Here is a 17,363-nt window from a genome sequence, read left to right as displayed (position 1 = left end):
CGTTCCGGCGGCGAAACGGGCGAGGGCCGCCGCTCACGCGACGGCCCTCGTCCGGTGATCCTTTAGCCGAACTTACTTGCTGCTGGCTTCGGCGTGTTCGTCGGCCGGGCGGAGCTCGGTCTGCTCCTTGGCCCAGCGGTAGTCCGGCTTGCCCGCGGGCGAGCGCTTGATCTCGTCGACGAACCACAGGCTGCGCGGCAGCTTGTAGGCCGAGATCTCCTTGTTCAGGATCGGGCGCAGATCCTCGAGCGTCGGGCGCTTGTCGCCGCGGCACTGCACCACCGCCGTGACCCGCTGGCCCCAGCGCTCATCCGGCACGCCGACGACCAGGGCATCGAAGACCTCGGGGTGCATCTTCAGCGCGCCCTCGACCTCCTCGGGGTAGATCTTCTCGCCGCCGCTGTTGATGCTGACCGAGCCGCGGCCCAGCATGGTGACGCTGCCGTCGTCCTCCACCCGGGCGTAGTCGCCGGGGATGGAGTAGCGAATCCCGTTGAACTCCTTGAACGTCGCCTTGGTCTTGGCCTCGTCGCCGTAGTAGCCGAGCGGGATGTGGCCCTTGCGCGCGATGAAGCCGATCTGGCCGGAGCCGGGCTGCACCGGGTTGCCGTCGTCGTCGAGCACCTCGGTGGAGGCGTCGATCTTCACCCGCGGGCCGCCGGTGTGGGTCTGCCCCTTGGTGACCACCGACAGACCGCCGAAACCGGTCTCCGAGGAGCCGATCGAGTCGGTGATCATGGTGTTGGGCAGCTCTTCCATGAACTGGTCCTTGAGCGTCGGCGAGAACAGCGCCGCGCTGGAGGCCATCGCCCACAGGGTCGAATGCTTGTAGGGCTCACCGGTTTTCGGGTTGCCCTCCTTCAGCGCGTCCAGCATCGGGCGGGCCATGGCGTCACCGGTGATGAAGATCAGGTTCACGGTGTGCTGATCGATGGCCTGCCACACGCCGTGGCCGCTGAACTCCGGCAGCATGATCGCCTTGCCGCCGTCGAACATGGCGTGCAGCACCGCGCACTGCGACCCGCCGTGGATCAGCGGCGGGATCGGGTAGCGCACCATCTGCGCGTTGCCGGCGCCGGTCTTGGCCTGCTGCCACTCGTCCTCGATGCGATCGCCGGTGACGAAGTTGATGCCGCCGCCGAGCACGCGCCACCAGTCCTCCTGGCGCCACATCACGCCCTTGGGCAGGCCGGTGGTGCCGCCGGTGTAGAGCATGAAGACGTCGTCGCCGGAGCGTTCGCCGAAGTCACGCGCACCGGAGGACTCGGCGAGCACGGTGCTGAAATCCACCGAATCCGCTGCGGTCGCGACGGTGCCGGTCGTATCGTCGTCGACGACGATGACGGTTCCCAGCTTGGGGGTGTTCGGCCGCACGGCGGCCACTTTGTCGGTGTAGCGACGCTCGTGAATCAGGGCGACCATATCCGAATTGTCGAAGATGTATTGCAACTCGTTCTCGACGTACCGGAAGTTCACGTTGATCAACACCGCACGGGCCTTGAAGACCGCGACCATGGCGATGACGGCCTCGATGGTGTTGCGCGAGTAGAGGCCCACCTTGTCACCCTGCTGGACACCATGTTCCAGCAGGTAGTGGGCCAATTTATTGGCCTGCTCCTCGAGCTGTGCGTAAGTCACCTCGCGGGCGTCGTCGACCAGCGCGACGCGATCCGGCATGAGGTCGATGGCGTGTTCGACAAGGTCCGCTATGTTGTAGCTCACAGGCCTAAAATAGAACGTGTTACTGTCCCTGGCAAGCTTCAAAAAAGTCAGGAGATCCTCAATGCCGCACTGCCTCGTCGAGAAGCGCGATCACGTCCTCGTCGTCACGATGAATCGCCCCGAGGCTCGCAACGCCCTTTCGGCCGAGATGATGGCGATCATGCGCGACGCCTGGGATCAGGTCGACGATGATCCCGAGATCCGGGTGGCGATCCTGACCGGCGCGGGCGGCGCGTTCTGCGCGGGCATGGACCTGAAGGCGATGAGCGCCAATCATCCCGGTGACAACGAGTCGAAATTCGACCCCGCCAACCTCCCCGCGCTGCTCAAAGGGCGCCGCCTGACCAAGCCACTGATCGCGGCCGTGGAGGGCCCGGCGATTGCCGGCGGTACCGAAATCCTACAGGGCACCGACATCCGTGTCGCGGCGCAGAGCGCGAAATTCGGTGTGTCCGAGGCACGTTGGGGCCTGTTCCCGCTCGGCGGGTCGGCGGTGCGGCTGGTCCGCCAGATTCCCTACACCGTCGCCGCGGAGATCCTGCTGACCGGACGGCACATCACCGCCGCCGAGGCCAAAGAGTACGGGCTGGTCGGGCACGTGGTGCCGGACGGCACCGCCCTGGACAAGGCGCTGGAGCTGGCCGAGCAGATCTCGAACAACGGCCCGCTGGCGGTGCAGGCGATCCTGCGCACGCTGCGCGAGACCGAGGCCATGCACGAGCTGGACGCCTTCCAGATCGAGGCGAAGATCGGCATGTCGGTGTTCCGCTCGGCCGACGCCAAGGAGGGCCCGAAGGCCTTCGCGCAGAAGCGCAAGCCCAACTTCACGGGCCAGTAGTCGCTGATCGTCTTCCCGGCGAACGCCGGGATCCACCGCAGTCCGGATCCGGGCCTGCGCCGGGAAGACGACGCGCGCCGATCAGGCCGTGGGCTGGTAGTCCATGAAGAACGGCTCCCACTGGTGCCCGTCCGGGTCGATGAAGGTGCGGCCGTGCATGCCGACCTGGGCCTCCTCCGCCCGCTTGTCGGTGTTCACCTCTTCGGTGGCCCCGGCCGCGACGGCGGCGTCGGTGAGCGCGTCCACCTCCCGCGCACTGCCCAGCGAGAGCGCGTAGGCCGCCGCGGTGGCCGACACCGTGTCGGCGATCGGCCGCTTGGTGAAGGTGGTGAAGAATTCCTTGGTCAGCAGCATCAGGCAGATGTTGTCGTCGACCACGATGCAGGCGGCGTTCTCATCGGTGAAATCGGCGTTCACCTTCCAGCCCAGCGCCTCGTAGAAGCTCTTGGAGCGGTTCAGTTCCGCGACCGGAAGGTTGATGAAAATCATCTTGCTGCTCATGGTTTCGTCCTCTCGAGCACTCGTGTCGGTTCACGAGTAAGGACGGGCGGCAGCGCGGAAACTCATCGCAGTGCCCGAAATCATTCGCAAAGCGAAAGACAATCGCGCGCGGAATGATCTTGAAACCGCTGGTCGAGGCGGTGCGCGTCGGGCAAATTGCCCTCTACAACTTGTCGGTGGGCTGTGGCATCGTCACAGCCATGAACGACTCGGCCAGCCCCGCCACCCTCACCCCGGACGTGCTCGCGTCATTCGAGGGCCACAGGCGCGAGCTATGCGCCTACGCGTACCGCATGCTCGGTTCCTCCTTCGAGGCCGAGGATGCCGTCCAGGAGACTTTCACCCGCGCCTGGAAGTCCTACGATTCCTTCGAGGGCCGGGCCAGCCTGCGCTCCTGGCTCTACCGCATCGCCACCAACGTCTGCCTGGACATGCTCGACGGCCCGCAGCGCCGGGCCCGTCCCATGGATCTCAACGGCCCCGGCAGCCCCAATTCCCCGCTCCCGCCGCCGCAGCCCGATTACGTCTGGATCGAGCCGATCCCGAACGCCCTGGCCTTCGGCGCCGATCCGGCCGAGCACGCCTCCACCAAAGACACGCTGCGCCTGGCTTTCGTCGCGGCCTGTCAGCATCTGCCGGCCACCCAGCGCGCCATCCTGATCATGCGCGAGGTGCTGCGCTTCTCGGCCAACGAGACGGCCGAGGCGCTCACCATGTCGCCCGCGTCGGTGAATTCCGCGCTGCAGCGTGCCCGCGCCACCATGTCCAAGGTGCAGCCCAGCGATTTCGACGATTTCGACGAGTCCGATGAGAATCAGCGCAAGCTGGTCAACGATTTCGTCTCCGCCTTCGAGGCCTACGACATGGACACGCTCACCACCCTGCTGAAGGCCGACGTCGCCCTGTCCATGCCGCCGTTCGACCTCTGGATCTCGGGCCCGGAGAACGTCGCCCAGTTCATGCTCACCACCGGAAGCGCCTGCGCCGGTTCCAAACTCATCCGGCTGGAGGGCGCGAACGGCCACGCCGCCTTCGGTCACTACAAGCCGAGCGACGAGCCGGGCGTCTACGTGCCGTGGTCGATCACGGTGCTGGAACTCGACGGCGAGAACATCGCCGGGCTCAATTTCTTCCTCGACACCGAGAAGCTGTTCCCGCTCTTCGATCTCCCGATGGAGCTCCGCGAGAACGCCTGAAAACCAGAATCCGCCCCGCCATGGCTCGAGACGGGGCGGATTCTTACGGACGACTCGACCACCAAGCCGCCCGCAGTCCGTGGGTGGTTACGTCAGGCCCAGGCGCTCGTTCGCGAGCACCCGGATGGCCTTCTTGTCGGGCTTGCCGAGGCCGGTCAGCGGCAGCTGCTCGACGACGATGTAGTGCTTGGGCACCTGCACCGACCCCTTGCGCTGCTTGACGGTCTGTGAGATCTCGCCGGTCGCCTGCTCGACCGCGGCGGGATCCGCGGCCACGGCCGGGTCCAGCACCACGACGGCGGTCACGGCCTCACCCCACTGCGGGTCCGCCACGCCGACCACGGCCACGCCCAGCACGCTCTCGTGTTCGGCGACAACGTCTTCCACCTCGCGCGGGAAGACATTGAACCCGCCGGTGACGACCATGTCCTTGCTGCGGCCGACGATGTGCAGGAAGCCGTCCTCGTCCTGGCGCGCCAGGTCGCCGGTGCGCAGCCAGCCGTTCTTGAACGTCTCGGCGGTGACCTCGGGCAGATTCAGGTAGCCGGCCGCCAGCAGCGGTCCGGAGACGCAGATCTCGCCGACCTCACCGGGTGCGACCACCTTGTCCTCGGCGTCGATCAACGACACCCGCAGCGCGGCGGAGGGCCGCCCACAGGAGGTGAGCCGTTCCTTGTCGTGCTCGTCCTTGCCCAGGTAGCTGATCGCCATCGGCGCCTCGGACTGCCCGAAGTACTGGGCGAAGATCGGCCCGAACTTCTCGATGGCCTGGGTCAACCGGGTCGGGTCGATGGCGGAGGCGCCGTAGTACACCGTCTCCAGCGACGACAGGTCGCGCTTGTCCACGTCGGGGTGGTCGAGCAGCGCGTAGATCATCGACGGCACCAGCATGGTGGCGCTGATCTTGTACTCCTCGATCGCCTTCAGCACCTCGCCCGCGTCGAAGCGCGGCACCACGATGCACTCGCCGCCGAGCAGGACCACCGGCAGGAAGAAGGCCGCGCCCGCGTGCGAGAGCGGGGTGCAGATCAGGAATTTCGGCCGCTTGGGCCATTCCCACTCCGAGAGCTGGATCTGGGTCATGGTGGCCATGGCCTGGGCGGTGCCGACCACGCCCTTGGGCTTGCCGGTGGTGCCGCCGGTGTAGCTCACCGAGATCACGTCGTCGGGGCGCAGTTCCACGGCCTCGACCGGCCGGGGCTCGTACTTGTCCACCTCGGCGAGGAAATCCACACCGACATCGGACAATTCGTCCGGCACGGGCCCGAGCACGAGCACCTTGGTCAGGCCCTCGACCCGGTCCACCAGGTCCCGGGCGCGCTGCACGAACATCGGTACCGGGTCCAGGATCAGCGTCGTAATGCCCGCGTCCGCAAGCACATACGCGTGATCGTCGAGTCCGCCGATCGGGTGCAGCGCGGTGCGCCGGTGCCCGCGCGCCTGGCCGGCCGCGATGGTGAACAGCACCTCGGGGCGGTTGAGCGCGAGAACGCCCACGGGCGAACCGGTTTCGATGCCGTTGGCTTCGAAGGCGGACACGTACTTGCTGATCGCGTCCAGCACGTCCGCGCCGGTGAGCACCGTGTCGCCGAGCGTGACCACCGGACTCTTCTTGTGCCGCCGGAGTCCGGCGAGCAGGCTGAACCCGTTGTGCACGGGCATCCGCAGCAGGGTATCGGGGTCGATTGTGGTCATCGTCACCTCACGAATCTAGAACGCGTTCTATTCAAGAACAAGGGTTATCACGAACCGAGTGCCGCCAACTGCCGAACCTGCTCGGGACTGTCGGCCGAAACCAGCATCATGGTGACGCCCGCGGCCTCCCAGACCTTGATCTGCTCGCGGACGTGCTCGAGATTGCCGATGATCGCGGTGTCGAGGATGAGCTCGTCCGGGACGACGGCCGCGGCCTCGGCCTTCTTGCCGGACAGGAAGAGCCGGCTGATCTCGTCGACCTCGCGGTCGTAGCCCATGCGCTTGTAGACCTGGGCATGGAAGTTCTGCTCCGGCGCGCCCATGCCGCCGATGTAGAGCGCCATGATCCAGCGCATCCGCTCTAGTTCGCTCTTCGGGTCGTCGGTGATCACCACCTGGCAGCTCGCGGCGATCTCGAAGGTCTCGCGGGTGCGGCGCGCGCCGGCCCGGGCGAAGCCCTCGTCGAGCCATTCGTTGTACATGTGCGCCAGCCGCGGCGCGTAGTAGATCGCGAGCCAGCCGTCCGCGATCTCGGCGGTGAGCGCGACGTTCTTCGGCCCCTCCGCGCCCAGCCAGATCGGCAAGTCCGCACGTAGTGGATGCACGATCGGCTTCAGCGGCTTACCGAGCCCGACCGAACCGGGGCCGGTGTAGGGCAGCGGGTAGTGCGGCCCGGCATTGGTGACCGGCGCTTCCCGCGCCAGCACCTTGCGGATGATGTCGACGTACTCGCGCGTGCGGGCCAGCGGCTTGGCGAAGGGCTGGCCGTACCAGCCCTCGACCACCTGCGGGCCGGAGACGCCGAGCCCGAGCACCGCACGGCCACCGCTGAGGTGATCCAGGGTGAGCGCGTGCATGGCGGTCGCGGCCGGGGTGCGCGCCGACAGCTGCACCACCGAGGTGCCCAGGCGCACCCGCTCGGTCTGCGAGCCCCACCACGTCAGCGGCCCGAAGGCATCCGAGCCCCAGGATTCGGCCGCGAAGACGCCATCGAAACCGGCCGCCTCCGCCGCGGCCACCAACGCACCGGCGTTCGCCGGCGGCTGCGCCATCCAATATCCGAGCTGCAAACCGAACTTCACGGGTCGACCTCATTTCTCCGGCCCCCTACGTCCGAGGGCTGTTGTCTACACCACATCTTGCCAGCAGAATAAGAACCTGTTCTACTCGATGACGTCAGTCGAGGGAATAGTCCATCCGGCACTGTTGCGGATGAGAGAGGGTTGGAATTGAACACCGCCCCGGATGTATTGAGTGCACCACTTCGGATGCAGTTCGACTACACGCGATCCGTCGGACCGACCATCGGCAAGTTCCTGACGGGCCTGCGCGGGCAGCAGGTGATCGGTGTGCGCGGCTCGGACGGACGCGTGCTGGTGCCGCCGCCGGAATACGATCCGGTGACCGCCGCGCCGCTGACCGAGTTCGTGAACGTCGCCGACGTCGGCACCGTCGAATCCTGGAGCTGGGTGTCGGAGGTGCTGCCCGGCCAGCCGTTCGACCGGCCCTTCGCCTACGCGCTGATCCGGCTCGACGGCGCGGACACCGCGCTGCTGCACGCCGTGGATGTCGCGTCGCCGCAAGACATTTCGGTCGGTCAGCGGGTACGCGCGCGCTGGGCCGGCGAGACCACCGGCAGCATCAAGGACATCGTCGCCTTCGAACCCGGCGAAACCTCCACGGCCGCACCGAGTTCCAGCGACGACCGGGAACCGATCACGCAGATCGTCACGCCGGTCGACCTACACTACAGCCACAACGCCTCCCCACAGGAGACCGTCTACCTGCGCGGCCTGGCCGAGGGCAAGCTGCTGGGCGCCCGCTCCGGCGACGGCGACAAGGTGTACTTCCCGCCGCGCGGCGCGAATCCGACCAACGGCCTGCCGACGAACGACTACGTCGAGCTGTCCGATCAGGGCACCGTCACCACCTTCTGCATCGTCAACGTGCCGTTCCTCGGTCAGCGCATCAAGCCGCCCTATGTGGCCGCCTACGTCCTGCTCGACGGCGCCGACATCCCGGTGCTGCACCTCGTACTCGGTTGCGAGGCAAGCGAAGTGCGCATGGGCATGCGAGTAAAGGCCGTGTGGAAGCCGCGCGAGGAGTGGGACTTCACCCTCGCCAACGTGGATCACTTCGAGCCCTCCGGCGAACCCGACGCCGAATACGACACCTACAAGCATCACCTCTGAGAGGCGCGGACGTTGACTGACAACTCCACCGATATCGCGGTGGTGGGTTTCGCCCACGCGCCGCATGTGCCGGAAACCTTCGGCACCACCAACGGTGTGGAAATGCTGGTGCCCTGCTTCCAGCAGCTCTACACCGAACTCGGCATCACCAAGTCCGACATCGACTTCTGGTGCTCGGGCTCCTCGGATTACCTTGCCGGGCGCGCGTTTTCGTTCATCTCGGCGGTCGACGCGATCGGCGCGGTGCCGCCGATCAACGAGTCGCACGTCGAGATGGACGCCGCCTGGGCGCTGTACGAGGCCTACGTGAAGCTGAAGTCCGGCCAGGCGCAGACCGCGCTGGTGTACGGCTTCGGCAAATCCTCGGCGGGCACCCTGCGCCAGGTGCTGACCATGCAGCTGGACCCGTACACGGTCACGCCGCTGTGGCCGGATTCCTATGCCATCGCGGGCTTGCAGGCCCGGGCCGGGCTGGCGAACGGCCGCTGGACCGAGCGGGATATGGCCGCGGTCGCCGCCGGCGCCGACGGCGATATCGAATCTCTGCTCGCCACAGCGTTTGTCGCCGATCCCCTGCGCGCGCACGATATCGCGCCGGTCACCGACGGCGCGGCCGCGATTGTGCTGGCAGTGGGCGATCGTGCCAAGGAACTGCGCGAGCGTCCGGCCTGGATCACCGGGATGGCGCACCGCATCGACACCCCGATGCTCGGTGCGCGCGACCTCACCCTCTCCCCCTCCACCGCCGCGGCGGCGCACGCGGTCACCGGCGGTGACACCACCGGATTCGATATCGCCGAGCTGCACGCACCGTTCAGCCATCAGCAGTTGATCCTCGCCGAGGCCATCGGCTTGAAGCCGGAAACTCGGGTAAACCCGTCCGGTGGCGCACTGGCAGCAAACCCGATGTTCGCCGCCGGTTTGGAGCGCATCGGTTTCGCCGCGGGCGCCATTTTCGACGGCTCGGCAAACCGCACACTCGCGCACGCCACCAGCGGGCCGGCGCTGCAACAGAATCTGGTTACTGTCCTGGAGGGCACCCGATGAGCTTCCCCGCGGCGGTGCTCGGCACCGGCCAAACGCATCACGTGACGAAACGAACCGATGTCTCCATGTCGGGGCTGTGTCGGGAAGCAATCGATCGCGCCCTCGAGGATTCCGGCCTCACCATGGCCGATATCGACGCGGTCGTGGTCGGCAAGGCGCCGGACATGTTCGAGGGCGTCATGATGCCCGAGCTCATGATGGCCGACGCCCTGGGCGCCACCGGAAAGCCCCTGCTCCGCGTGCACACCGCCGGTTCCGTCGGCGGCTCCACCGGTGTCGTGGCGGCCAACCTGGTGCAGGCCGGCGTGCACAAGCGCGTGCTCGCCGTGGCCTGGGAGAAGCAGTCGGAATCCAATGCCATGTGGGCGCTGTCGATTCCGGTGCCGTTCACCATGCCGGTCGGCGCGGGCGCGGGCGGCTACTTCGCGCCGCACGTGCGCTCCTATATCCGCAGGTCGAACGCGCCCGGTCACATCGGCGCGCTGGTCGCGGTGAAGGATCGGCGCAACGGCGCCAAGAACCCGCTGGCGCACCTACATCAGCCCGACATCACCGTCGAGCAGGTGCTGGCCTCGCAGATGCTGTGGGACCCGATCCGTTTCGACGAGACCTGCCCGTCCTCGGACGGCGCCTGCGCGCTCGTCATCGGTGACGAGGAAGCGGCGGCGGTCGTGGAGTCGGCCGGCAAGAAGGTGGCCTGGGTGCACGGCACCGCGATGCGCACCGAGCCGACCACCTTCGCCGGACGCGACCAGGTGAGTCCGCAGGCCGGCCGGGACGCGGCCGCCGCACTCTGGAAGGCGGCCGGCATCACCGATCCGCTCGAGGAGATCGACGCCGCCGAGATCTACGTGCCGTTCTCCTGGTTCGAGCCGATGTGGCTGGAGAACCTGGGCTTCGCGGCGCCGGGCGACGGCTGGAAGCTGACCGACAAGGGTGAGACCGAGATCGGCGGCAAGATCCCGGTCAACCCCTCGGGCGGCGTGCTGTCCTCCAACCCGATCGGCGCCTCCGGCCTGATCCGGTTCGCCGAGGCTGCCAAGCAGGTCATGGGCCGGGCGGGCGACTATCAGGTCAAGGACGCGCGCAAGGCGCTGGGCCACGCCTACGGCGGTGGCTCGCAGTACTTCTCGATGTGGGTCGTGGGATCGGAAAAGCGATGAGTGACGTGCATCCGGCGCGGGTCGCCGGCGGAAAATCGCAGGGTGCGGTCCGGGCCCGCGACAAGGACGCCTGGGTCGCGCTGTTCGCCGCGGACGGGATCGTGGAGGACCCCATCGGCCCTTCGGGATTCGACCCCGAGGGCAAGGGGCACCGCGGCCACGAGGCCATCGCGGCGTTCTGGGACAAGGCGATCGCCAAGACCGATTCGATCGAGTTCCTGTTCGACGACTCGTTCGCCTGCGGTCACGAGGTCGCCTTCGTCGGCCGGATCCGCACCCGGATCGCCGGTCAGCAGATCGACTCCGAGGGCGTGTTCACCTACAAGGTCGACGCGGACGGGAAGATTCTGGCCCTGCGCGCGTTCTGGGAGACCGAGCGCGCCATGGCGACGATGAAGCCCGCCGACTAGGTTCCGACGCGTAAGGCCCCGAACCGCTGAGCGGTTCGGGGCCTTTTCGCGTGCTGTGGAGCGGTCAGTGCACGACCGGGCAGCCACCGCCGCCCTGGGTCTTGTAGTCCACCTGGAACTCCTTGATCCCGTTCAGCCAGCCCGAGCGCAGCCGCTTCGGGTCACCGAGCTTGGCGATATCGGGCAGGTGGTCGGCGATGGCGTTGAAGATCAGTTCGACTTCCAGCCGTGCCAAGTTGGCCCCGATGCAGAAGTGGGCACCGGTGCCGCCGAAGGACAGGTGGTCGTTGTTCTTGCGCAGGATGTCGAACTGCTCGGGGTTCTCGAAGACGTCCTCGTCGAAGTTGGCCGAGCGGTAGAGCATGACCACCCGCTGCCCCTTCTTGATCTGCACTCCCCCGAGTTCGGTGTCCTCGAGGGCGGTCCGCTGGAACGAGGTGACCGGGGTGGCCCACCGGATGATCTCGTCGTAAGTGGTGGCCGGGCGCTCCTTCTTGAACAGCTCCCACTGCTCGGGATGATCGAGGAACGCCATCATGCCGTGCGTGATGGCATTGCGTGTGGTCTCGTTGCCCGCGACCGCCAGCAGGATCACGAAGAAGCCGAACTCCTCCGGCTTGAGCCCCTCGCCGTCGATATCGGCCTCGATCAGCTTGGTGACCAGGTCGTCGGCCGGGCACTCCTTGCGCGCGGTGGCCATTTCGTAGGCGTAGGTGAGGATCTGGGTGGTGGAGGCGAGCGGATCGACGTCGGCGAACTCGGGGTCGTCGTAGCCGGTCATCTCGTTGGACCACTGGAAGAGCTTCATCCGGTCGTCCTGCGGGACGCCGATCAGCTCGGCGATGGCCTGCAGCGGCAGCTCACTGGACACCTGGGTGACGAAGTCACCGGCGCCCTCGGTGGCGGCGCGCTTGACGATTCCCTCGGCGCGCGCGGACAGTTCGGCACGCAGGCTGTTGATCACGCGCGGGGTGAAGCCGCGCGAGATGATCTTGCGCAGCTTGGTGTGCTCGGGCGCGTCCATGTTCAGCAGAACGAACCGCTGCATCTCGACGTTCTCGCGCGGGATGTCGTCGTTGAACCGCGGCAGCGCGGTGTTCTCGAAGGTGGAGAAGACCTCGCTGCGCCGCGAGACCTCTTTCACCTCCGCGTGCCGGCTGACGACCCAGAAGCCGTCGTCGGCGAAGCCGCCGACCTCCGGCGACTGCGGGTTCCACCAGATCGGCGCGGATTTACGAAGCTCGGCGTACTCCTCGACCGGTACGCGCTGCGCGTAGATATCCGGGTCGGTGACGTCGAACCCTTCGGGCAGATCAGGGCGAGTATGAACCACCAGTTGTCTCCTTTGAGAACTGAAACACGTTCTACACTCATTGCAGCACAGGCGGTATTACTAGTAAAGAAGTTCCCGGGGACCGTCTAACACGCGTTCCAGTTTTCTGTCCCGAACGGAAGGTTCGACATGGGCAATCCCGTAATCGTCGAGGCAGCTCGCACCCCCATCGGCAAGCGCAAGGGCTGGCTGTCCGGCCTGCACGCCGCCGAACTCCTCGGTGCCGCGCAGCGCGGAATTCTCGACAAGGCACACCTGGATCCAGCCGTGGTCGAGCAGGTCATCGGCGGCTGCGTCACCCAGGCCGGTGAGCAGTCCAACAACATCACCCGCGTCGCGTGGCTGCACGCCGGACTGCCCTGGCAGGTCGGCGCGACCACCATCGACGCGCAGTGCGGTTCCGCGCAGCAGGCCAATCACCTGATCGCCGGCCTGATCGCCACCGGCGCCATCGACGTGGGCATGGCCTGCGGCGTCGAGGCGATGTCGCGGGTGCCGCTCGGCGCCAACGTCGGCGAGAACGCCGGACCGCGCCGCCCCGCCTCGTGGACCATCGACCTGCCCGATCAGTTCGGCGCGGCCGAGCGCATCGCCAAGCGGCGCGGCATCACCCGCGCGGACGTCGACGCGTTCGGCGCGCGGTCGCAGCGCCTGGCCGCGCAGGCCTGGGCCGAGGGCCGCTTCGATCGCGAGGTGCTGCATGTCACCGCGCCCGCGGCCGACAAGGAAGGCAATCTCACCGGCGAGAAGCTGGAGGTCACCCGGGATCAGGGCCTGCGCGAGACCACGGTCGAGGGGCTGGCCAAGCTGAAGCCGGTACTGGAGGGCGGCATCCACACCGCCGGCTCGTCCTCACAGATCTCCGACGGCGCGGCCGCGGTGCTGCTGATGGACGAAAAGGCCGCGCAGCGCGCGGGATTGCGCCCGCGGGCCCGGATCGTCACGCAGGCCCTGGTCGGCGCGGAGCCGGAGTTCCACCTCGACGGCCCCGTGCAGGCCTGCAGCCGCCTGCTGGAGCGCTCGGGCATGAGCATCGGTGACATCGACCTGTTCGAGATCAACGAGGCGTTCGCGTCGGTCGCGCTGTCCTGGGCCTCCGTGCACCAGCCCGACCTGGACCGGGTGAACGTCAACGGCGGCGCCATCGCGATCGGCCATCCGGTCGGGTCCACCGGATCCCGGCTGATCACAACGGCTTTGCACGAGCTCGAGCGGACCGGCAAGAGCACCGCGATGATCTTGATGTGTGCCGGCGGCGCACTGGCCACCGGCACCATCATCGAGCGCCTCTAGGCGGCTGCGCCTACCCCGCCTTCCCCCAGTCGTTTTCGATCTGGTTAGTTGAACGTTCATCCCAGAAGGTCCAAAACGTGTCGTACGCCACACAATCGGCGGTACAGAGAAGTAGATGAGACGTCAGCTATCTTGCGGCTATCATTGGTCCGTCGCGGAAGACCTCTGCGACGGGCCAGAACCGGTGCTTGTCACGTCTCCATCAGAGACCTTGGGGCGACCCGCAAACGCTACGGTCCCAGTGACTTCGCTCGAGGCACACCTAGAAGCTTCAAGGAAATCCGGAATCAGGCGTAGGTTTTCAGTTACTGAGCCGCTAATATCAATGATACGTATCCGAGATAACGACTGTTAGTACAGCGAAGGGAATTGGGCGGCTCACAATGGCTGATTTCGCGGCGCGGCTGAACAAGCTGTTCGAAACCGTGCATCCCCCGGGGCGCAAGCCGCACACCAACGCGGAGGTTGCGGCTGCGCTGACAGCCTCCGGGCATCCGATCTCGAAACCGTATCTCTCGCAGCTGCGGTCGGGGCAACGGACGAATCCGTCCGACGAAACGGTGGCTGCACTGGCCAAGTTCTTCAAGGTCAAGCCGGACTACTTCTTCAACGACATCTATGCCGCCAAGATCGATCATGATCTAGAGCTGCTGTCCCAGCTGCAGGGCTATGGACTGCGGCGGCTGTCGAGTAGAGCGTTCGACCTGTCCGAAGAATCGCAGAACCTCCTCACCTCGATGGCGGAGAAGCTTCGGGCCAGTGAAGGCTTGCCCGAAATCCCGCCGGACGGAACGGAATAGGACTGTAAGGTCACCGCTCCGACGGCTGTCGGGGGCGTCGGCGGTGGATGTGTAAGCGGGACTCCTCAGGGGGTGCCCGGCGTGTTACCCATGTGCGAACTCAGTTGGCCAGGGGGGTATGCGTCGTAGCAGCTGAGTCCGGCTCGGCCTTAGGCCGTGCCGGATTTTCTGCTGCCCGCGTCGAATTTGGCGCAGTTTTCAACATTCACCACTGCCGATGAATCAGACCAAATGGGTTGTTTTCCGGCAAACTCATCCGAGATGTACTTGCAAATGAAATCGACACTAGCGCGCGGTGTTTCGCGCCGGCACTTCCACGCCGCTGTAGGCGTCGAAGGACCGGGCGATGGCCTGCACCCAGCCGCGCGGGCTGATACCCTGCGGCGGCGCGATCCAGCGTGAGTCACAGACGATGTCCCCCAGGGGGTTTCGCGCCCACTCCGCCACCAGGTCGGCCCGCTCGGGAATCGAGGCGGGCGGCTTACCCGCCGCCATCAGCTCGACGCCGCCGCCGGACTGCAGATACAGCGCGTCCATGATCTGGGCGACCTGATCGGAAGCCTTGAGCTGGGTGGAGGTTCCGGTCTGCTCGTGCGCGAGCACCTCGGGGAAGCGGCCGATCATCACCCCGTGCAGTTCCCGGATCTGACGCAGCAGCAGGCGGGCTCGCATCCACAGCTCGACCACGATCCAGATCGCGCCGAAAGCTATTAGCAGCGCGGCGATTTCCCACATCGGCCAGCCCCAGGTCGGCAGACCCGGTGCGGCCCGCGGCGCTTCGATGAGCGCGCGCCGAATGTTCAAGGCGGACAAGGTCGCAACGACGGCGGTGCCGGCGGTGTAGATGGCGATGCCGCGGCCCAGCGTGGTCCAGTCCAGATTGCGCACACCGGTGGTGACGATGAACAGGCCGGCCGCCACCACATAGGCCCAGCCGAAGGTATAGGACCAGGCGAGCGCGACGAGCACCGTGCCGATCCCGCCCGCGTAGATGTAGGACGCGATGCGCCCGAGATTGCGGCGCGACACCACCGGCCAGGCCGCCGCCGCGACCACCGACGTGGCGGTCACGAACAGGATCCACGCCGACACCACGACGCCGTCGGAGAGCAGCCCGGCGCGCAGGCCGCGTGGCCACAAATTATCGATGGCCACCGCGATTTCGGGCACGGCGACGGTGGCGCCGAGCGCGACGGCCGCGACCGCGACCACGATCGCCACCCGCGCGGTGGTCGCCGGCTTGACCATTACCCGGCCCACCCGCGCACCGGCGGCCATCCACACCAGCATCGCTGTCAACCACAGGGTCATCATCCGAGTGCCTCGTCGAATCGAAGGACCGAGACGCCTGCGCCCCGGGTGTTGAACACGCGCAGACGGGTCATGAGCATGGCCGCGAACGTCTCCGCCTCCCATTCGGCCTGTTCGTCGGCGCCGTCGTCGAGGATCTCCTGATGCGCCCGCTGGCTGAGCATGTAGGCGATCAGGTCGTCGCTGGCCTCCAGGGTGACCTCGGGGGCCGGTGCGCCCTCGTGGTCGAAAATGATGTGGCCGAGCTCGTGCGCGAGGGTGTGCTCACGGCTGGGCAGCAGGGCGGCCAGCACGATCACGTCCCGATCCGGATAGAGCCGGCGCTGCCCGCACACGCCGGGACCCAAATGGGCGCTGGCGATTTCGATCTCGCGGCGCCGTTCCCGGGCGATCGCCTCGACCACCTGGTCCAGCGTGGTGGCGTCGAAATCCGCGGCGACGGCGCACACCGCGTCCACCGCGGCCGCCACCCGGCGGTAGGACCGCGCACTGTTCTGCGTCTTGCTGTCGCTCCGCTCGCTCATGCCTGGGCTCCTCACGACCTGGGTCCGAAGAACTCGGCACGGGCGGCGTCGACGCGCGCCTGCGCCGCCGACGCGCTCTGGAAACTCACCGCGCCGGAACCGGCGCCGGCGAGGGCCAGGGCGATCAGGCCGCCGACGACGGTGAGCACGTCCGGCTCGGGCAGCCCGTCGTTCGACGAGGTCGGGCGCACATCGGGATTCGGCTTCGCCGGGGCGGCGGGTGGGGCCGGTGCGGGTGGCGGCGGTGGAGGCGCTGGCGCCGGGGGCGGAACCTGTTGCGGCGCAGGGGCGGCCACCACCGGCAGCGGGAGCTGCGGCGGCGCGGGCACCGGCACCGCGGGTGCGGGCGGAATGACCAGGGGCACGCTGGGCGGCGCCGGGACGGGGACCGGCGGGATCGGAATCAGCAGCAGCAGCAGCGGAGTCGCGGAACCGACCGCGGCCGAGCCGACCGCGGCCGAACCAACGGCCGCGGAACCCACACCAGCCGAACCGACGGCCGCGGAACCCACTGCGGCGGAACCGGTTCCGGCCAGAGCGGCCGAGCCCGTACCGAGAATCACGCCCAAACCGGCGGATCCGGTACCAAGCACCACGCCGAGCCCGGCCGAACCGGTACCGAGCGCCACACCCAGACCGGCCGAACCGGTACCGAGCACGACGCCCAAACCGGCGGAACCGGTACCCAGGACCGCGCCCAAGCCCGCGGAACCCGTGCCGAGTGCCAGACCGAGCCCGGCCGAGCCGGTACCCAGGACCGCGGCCCCACCGGCCGAACCGGTCGCGAGGGCGGCCGAACCCGTGCCGAGCACAGCGGAACCCGTGGCCGAACCGGTGCCAAGGATGACGCCGATGCCCGCGGAGCCGGTGCCGAGCAGCGCGCCGAGCCCGGCGGCCGAGCCCGGGCCCACCACCTCGGTCGGCGCGATCGGCGACTGGGCGACCTCGGCGGGATCAGGGGTGACGGGCGTGCGCTGACCGGGAATGGTCATCGGAGTCCACTGCTCGGCGATCTCGGGAGCGGACGGTTGCGGGCAGCCCGCGCTGAGTGAACAACCGGGCTGCGCCAAGGCAGCCACGGGCCCGAGTAGCGCGAAACCGGAAACGAGCCCGGCGACCGCGACAACCCGCATCGTGCGACCAATGGCCATGCGCCAGCCTTCCCCTTCATCACATACAGCGCAGTTCACTTGCCCGGTCGCAACACTCTCCGGGACTTATACGGACGAGATATAAGAATAATGGCCCACGCGATCTTGCGCAGAGAGACCGGGTATCTACCCACGCCGACCAGCCCCGCACACGAGAGCGTGTGCGGGGCTCGGGCCAGGGCGAACG

Annotated in this window: 16 protein-coding genes; 8 read left to right on the top strand and 8 right to left on the bottom strand. The window is 67.4% G+C overall.

From position 1 onward, the window contains the following. Positions 1-72 precede the first annotated feature (72 nt). Complete coding sequence (locus AB0H76_RS27165) at positions 73-1,722, bottom strand: acyl-CoA synthetase (protein WP_357329442.1); 1,650 nt, start codon at positions 1,720-1,722, stop codon at positions 73-75. Between the two features lie 61 nt (positions 1,723-1,783). Here AB0H76_RS27165 and AB0H76_RS27160 point away from each other — a divergent pair, with 61 nt between their 5' ends. Next, a complete protein-coding gene (locus tag AB0H76_RS27160) occupies positions 1,784-2,560 on the top strand; it encodes a crotonase/enoyl-CoA hydratase family protein (protein WP_357329440.1) in 777 nt (258 codons plus the stop codon). 81 nt (positions 2,561-2,641) lie between these two features. Here AB0H76_RS27160 and AB0H76_RS27155 read toward each other — a convergent pair whose 3' ends face one another. Then, positions 2,642-3,061: a VOC family protein gene (locus tag AB0H76_RS27155; protein WP_357329438.1), complete on the bottom strand. Its 420-nt coding sequence runs from the start codon at positions 3,059-3,061 to the stop codon at positions 2,642-2,644. A gap of 113 nt (positions 3,062-3,174) precedes the next feature. Between AB0H76_RS27155 and AB0H76_RS27150 the strand changes: the two genes are divergently transcribed. After that, positions 3,175-4,257: a sigma-70 family RNA polymerase sigma factor gene (locus AB0H76_RS27150; RefSeq protein WP_357329436.1), complete on the top strand. Its 1,083-nt coding sequence runs from the start codon at positions 3,175-3,177 to the stop codon at positions 4,255-4,257. Positions 4,258-4,344: 87 nt separating this feature from the next. Here the strand turns inward: AB0H76_RS27150 and fadD8 are convergent, their stop codons facing one another. Together fadD8 and AB0H76_RS27140 are read right to left on the bottom strand one after the other, a co-directional pair. Beyond that, on the bottom strand, positions 4,345-5,952 hold the full coding sequence (gene fadD8 / locus AB0H76_RS27145) for a fatty-acid--CoA ligase FadD8 (protein WP_357329926.1): 1,608 nt from the start codon (positions 5,950-5,952) through the stop codon (positions 4,345-4,347). 47 nt (positions 5,953-5,999) lie between these two features. Continuing rightward, entirely contained in the window at positions 6,000-7,034 is a 1,035-nt protein-coding gene (locus tag AB0H76_RS27140) for an LLM class F420-dependent oxidoreductase (RefSeq protein WP_357329434.1), read from the bottom strand. Between the two features lie 186 nt (positions 7,035-7,220). On the opposite strand from AB0H76_RS27140, the gene AB0H76_RS27135 reads away from it, so the two are divergent. From AB0H76_RS27135 to AB0H76_RS27120, 4 genes are read left to right on the top strand one after another with little or no spacing between them, the layout of a single operon-like run. Further along, a complete protein-coding gene (locus AB0H76_RS27135) occupies positions 7,221-8,144 on the top strand; it encodes an OB-fold domain-containing protein (protein WP_357329432.1) in 924 nt (307 codons plus the stop codon). A gap of 12 nt (positions 8,145-8,156) precedes the next feature. Beyond that, complete coding sequence (locus tag AB0H76_RS27130; RefSeq protein WP_357329431.1) at positions 8,157-9,191, top strand: thiolase domain-containing protein; 1,035 nt, start codon at positions 8,157-8,159, stop codon at positions 9,189-9,191. Beyond that, positions 9,188-10,354, top strand: a complete 1,167-nt coding sequence (locus tag AB0H76_RS27125) for a thiolase domain-containing protein (RefSeq protein ID WP_357329429.1) — start codon at positions 9,188-9,190, stop codon at positions 10,352-10,354. The genes AB0H76_RS27130 and AB0H76_RS27125 overlap by 4 nt, the downstream gene beginning before the upstream one ends. Further along, positions 10,351-10,764: a nuclear transport factor 2 family protein gene (locus tag AB0H76_RS27120; protein WP_357329427.1), complete on the top strand. Its 414-nt coding sequence runs from the start codon at positions 10,351-10,353 to the stop codon at positions 10,762-10,764. The genes AB0H76_RS27125 and AB0H76_RS27120 overlap by 4 nt, the downstream gene beginning before the upstream one ends. Before the next feature lie 64 nt (positions 10,765-10,828). Here AB0H76_RS27120 and AB0H76_RS27115 read toward each other — a convergent pair whose 3' ends face one another. After that, a complete protein-coding gene (locus tag AB0H76_RS27115) occupies positions 10,829-12,097 on the bottom strand; it encodes a cytochrome P450 (protein ID WP_357329426.1) in 1,269 nt (422 codons plus the stop codon). Between the two features lie 129 nt (positions 12,098-12,226). Between AB0H76_RS27115 and AB0H76_RS27110 the strand changes: the two genes are divergently transcribed. Together AB0H76_RS27110 and AB0H76_RS27105 are read left to right on the top strand one after the other, a co-directional pair. Next, positions 12,227-13,390 carry a steroid 3-ketoacyl-CoA thiolase gene (locus tag AB0H76_RS27110; protein ID WP_357329424.1) on the top strand — a complete coding sequence of 388 codons (1,164 nt, stop codon included), beginning with the start codon at positions 12,227-12,229 and terminating at the stop codon, positions 13,388-13,390. A 383-nt stretch (positions 13,391-13,773) separates the two neighbouring features. Beyond that, positions 13,774-14,190, top strand: a complete 417-nt coding sequence (locus tag AB0H76_RS27105) for a helix-turn-helix domain-containing protein (RefSeq protein WP_011207048.1) — start codon at positions 13,774-13,776, stop codon at positions 14,188-14,190. A gap of 285 nt (positions 14,191-14,475) precedes the next feature. Here the strand turns inward: AB0H76_RS27105 and AB0H76_RS27100 are convergent, their stop codons facing one another. Genes AB0H76_RS27100 through AB0H76_RS27090 form a run of 3 tightly spaced genes read right to left on the bottom strand, consistent with a single transcriptional unit; the run spans position 14,476 to position 17,176 of the window. Next, on the bottom strand, positions 14,476-15,504 hold the full coding sequence (locus AB0H76_RS27100; protein WP_357329422.1) for a hypothetical protein: 1,029 nt from the start codon (positions 15,502-15,504) through the stop codon (positions 14,476-14,478). Further along, positions 15,501-16,025: an ImmA/IrrE family metallo-endopeptidase gene (locus AB0H76_RS27095; RefSeq protein WP_357329420.1), complete on the bottom strand. Its 525-nt coding sequence runs from the start codon at positions 16,023-16,025 to the stop codon at positions 15,501-15,503. The genes AB0H76_RS27100 and AB0H76_RS27095 overlap by 4 nt, the downstream gene beginning before the upstream one ends. Before the next feature lie 11 nt (positions 16,026-16,036). Further along, on the bottom strand, positions 16,037-17,176 hold the full coding sequence (locus tag AB0H76_RS27090) for a hypothetical protein (RefSeq protein WP_357329418.1): 1,140 nt from the start codon (positions 17,174-17,176) through the stop codon (positions 16,037-16,039). Positions 17,177-17,363 lie beyond the last annotated feature (187 nt).

This window comes from Nocardia sp. NPDC050712, assembly GCF_040654295.1.
GTDB lineage: Bacteria > Actinomycetota > Actinomycetes > Mycobacteriales > Mycobacteriaceae > Nocardia.
Note: the sequence above shows the minus strand (reverse complement) of the source record. Positions and strands in the feature narration are given on the sequence as shown.

Excerpts from the sequence above, each read along its gene's own strand:
- AB0H76_RS27160 (WP_357329440.1), top strand. The coding sequence starts at position 1,784 with ATGCCGCACTGCCTCGTCGAGAAGCGCGATCACGTCCTCGTCGTCACG.
- AB0H76_RS27155 (WP_357329438.1), bottom strand. The coding sequence starts at position 3,061 with ATGAGCAGCAAGATGATTTTCATCAACCTTCCGGTCGCGGAACTGAAC.
- AB0H76_RS27150 (WP_357329436.1), top strand. The coding sequence starts at position 3,175 with ATGATCTTGAAACCGCTGGTCGAGGCGGTGCGCGTCGGGCAAATTGCC.
- fadD8 (WP_357329926.1), bottom strand. The coding sequence starts at position 5,952 with ATGACCACAATCGACCCCGATACCCTGCTGCGGATGCCCGTGCACAAC.
- AB0H76_RS27135 (WP_357329432.1), top strand. The coding sequence starts at position 7,221 with ATGCAGTTCGACTACACGCGATCCGTCGGACCGACCATCGGCAAGTTC.
- AB0H76_RS27125 (WP_357329429.1), top strand. The coding sequence starts at position 9,188 with ATGAGCTTCCCCGCGGCGGTGCTCGGCACCGGCCAAACGCATCACGTG.
- AB0H76_RS27120 (WP_357329427.1), top strand. The coding sequence starts at position 10,351 with ATGAGTGACGTGCATCCGGCGCGGGTCGCCGGCGGAAAATCGCAGGGT.
- AB0H76_RS27110 (WP_357329424.1), top strand. The coding sequence starts at position 12,227 with ATGGGCAATCCCGTAATCGTCGAGGCAGCTCGCACCCCCATCGGCAAG.
- AB0H76_RS27105 (WP_011207048.1), top strand. The coding sequence starts at position 13,774 with ATGGCTGATTTCGCGGCGCGGCTGAACAAGCTGTTCGAAACCGTGCAT.
- AB0H76_RS27100 (WP_357329422.1), bottom strand. The coding sequence starts at position 15,504 with ATGATGACCCTGTGGTTGACAGCGATGCTGGTGTGGATGGCCGCCGGT.
- AB0H76_RS27095 (WP_357329420.1), bottom strand. The coding sequence starts at position 16,025 with ATGAGCGAGCGGAGCGACAGCAAGACGCAGAACAGTGCGCGGTCCTAC.
- AB0H76_RS27090 (WP_357329418.1), bottom strand. The coding sequence starts at position 17,176 with ATGGCCATTGGTCGCACGATGCGGGTTGTCGCGGTCGCCGGGCTCGTT.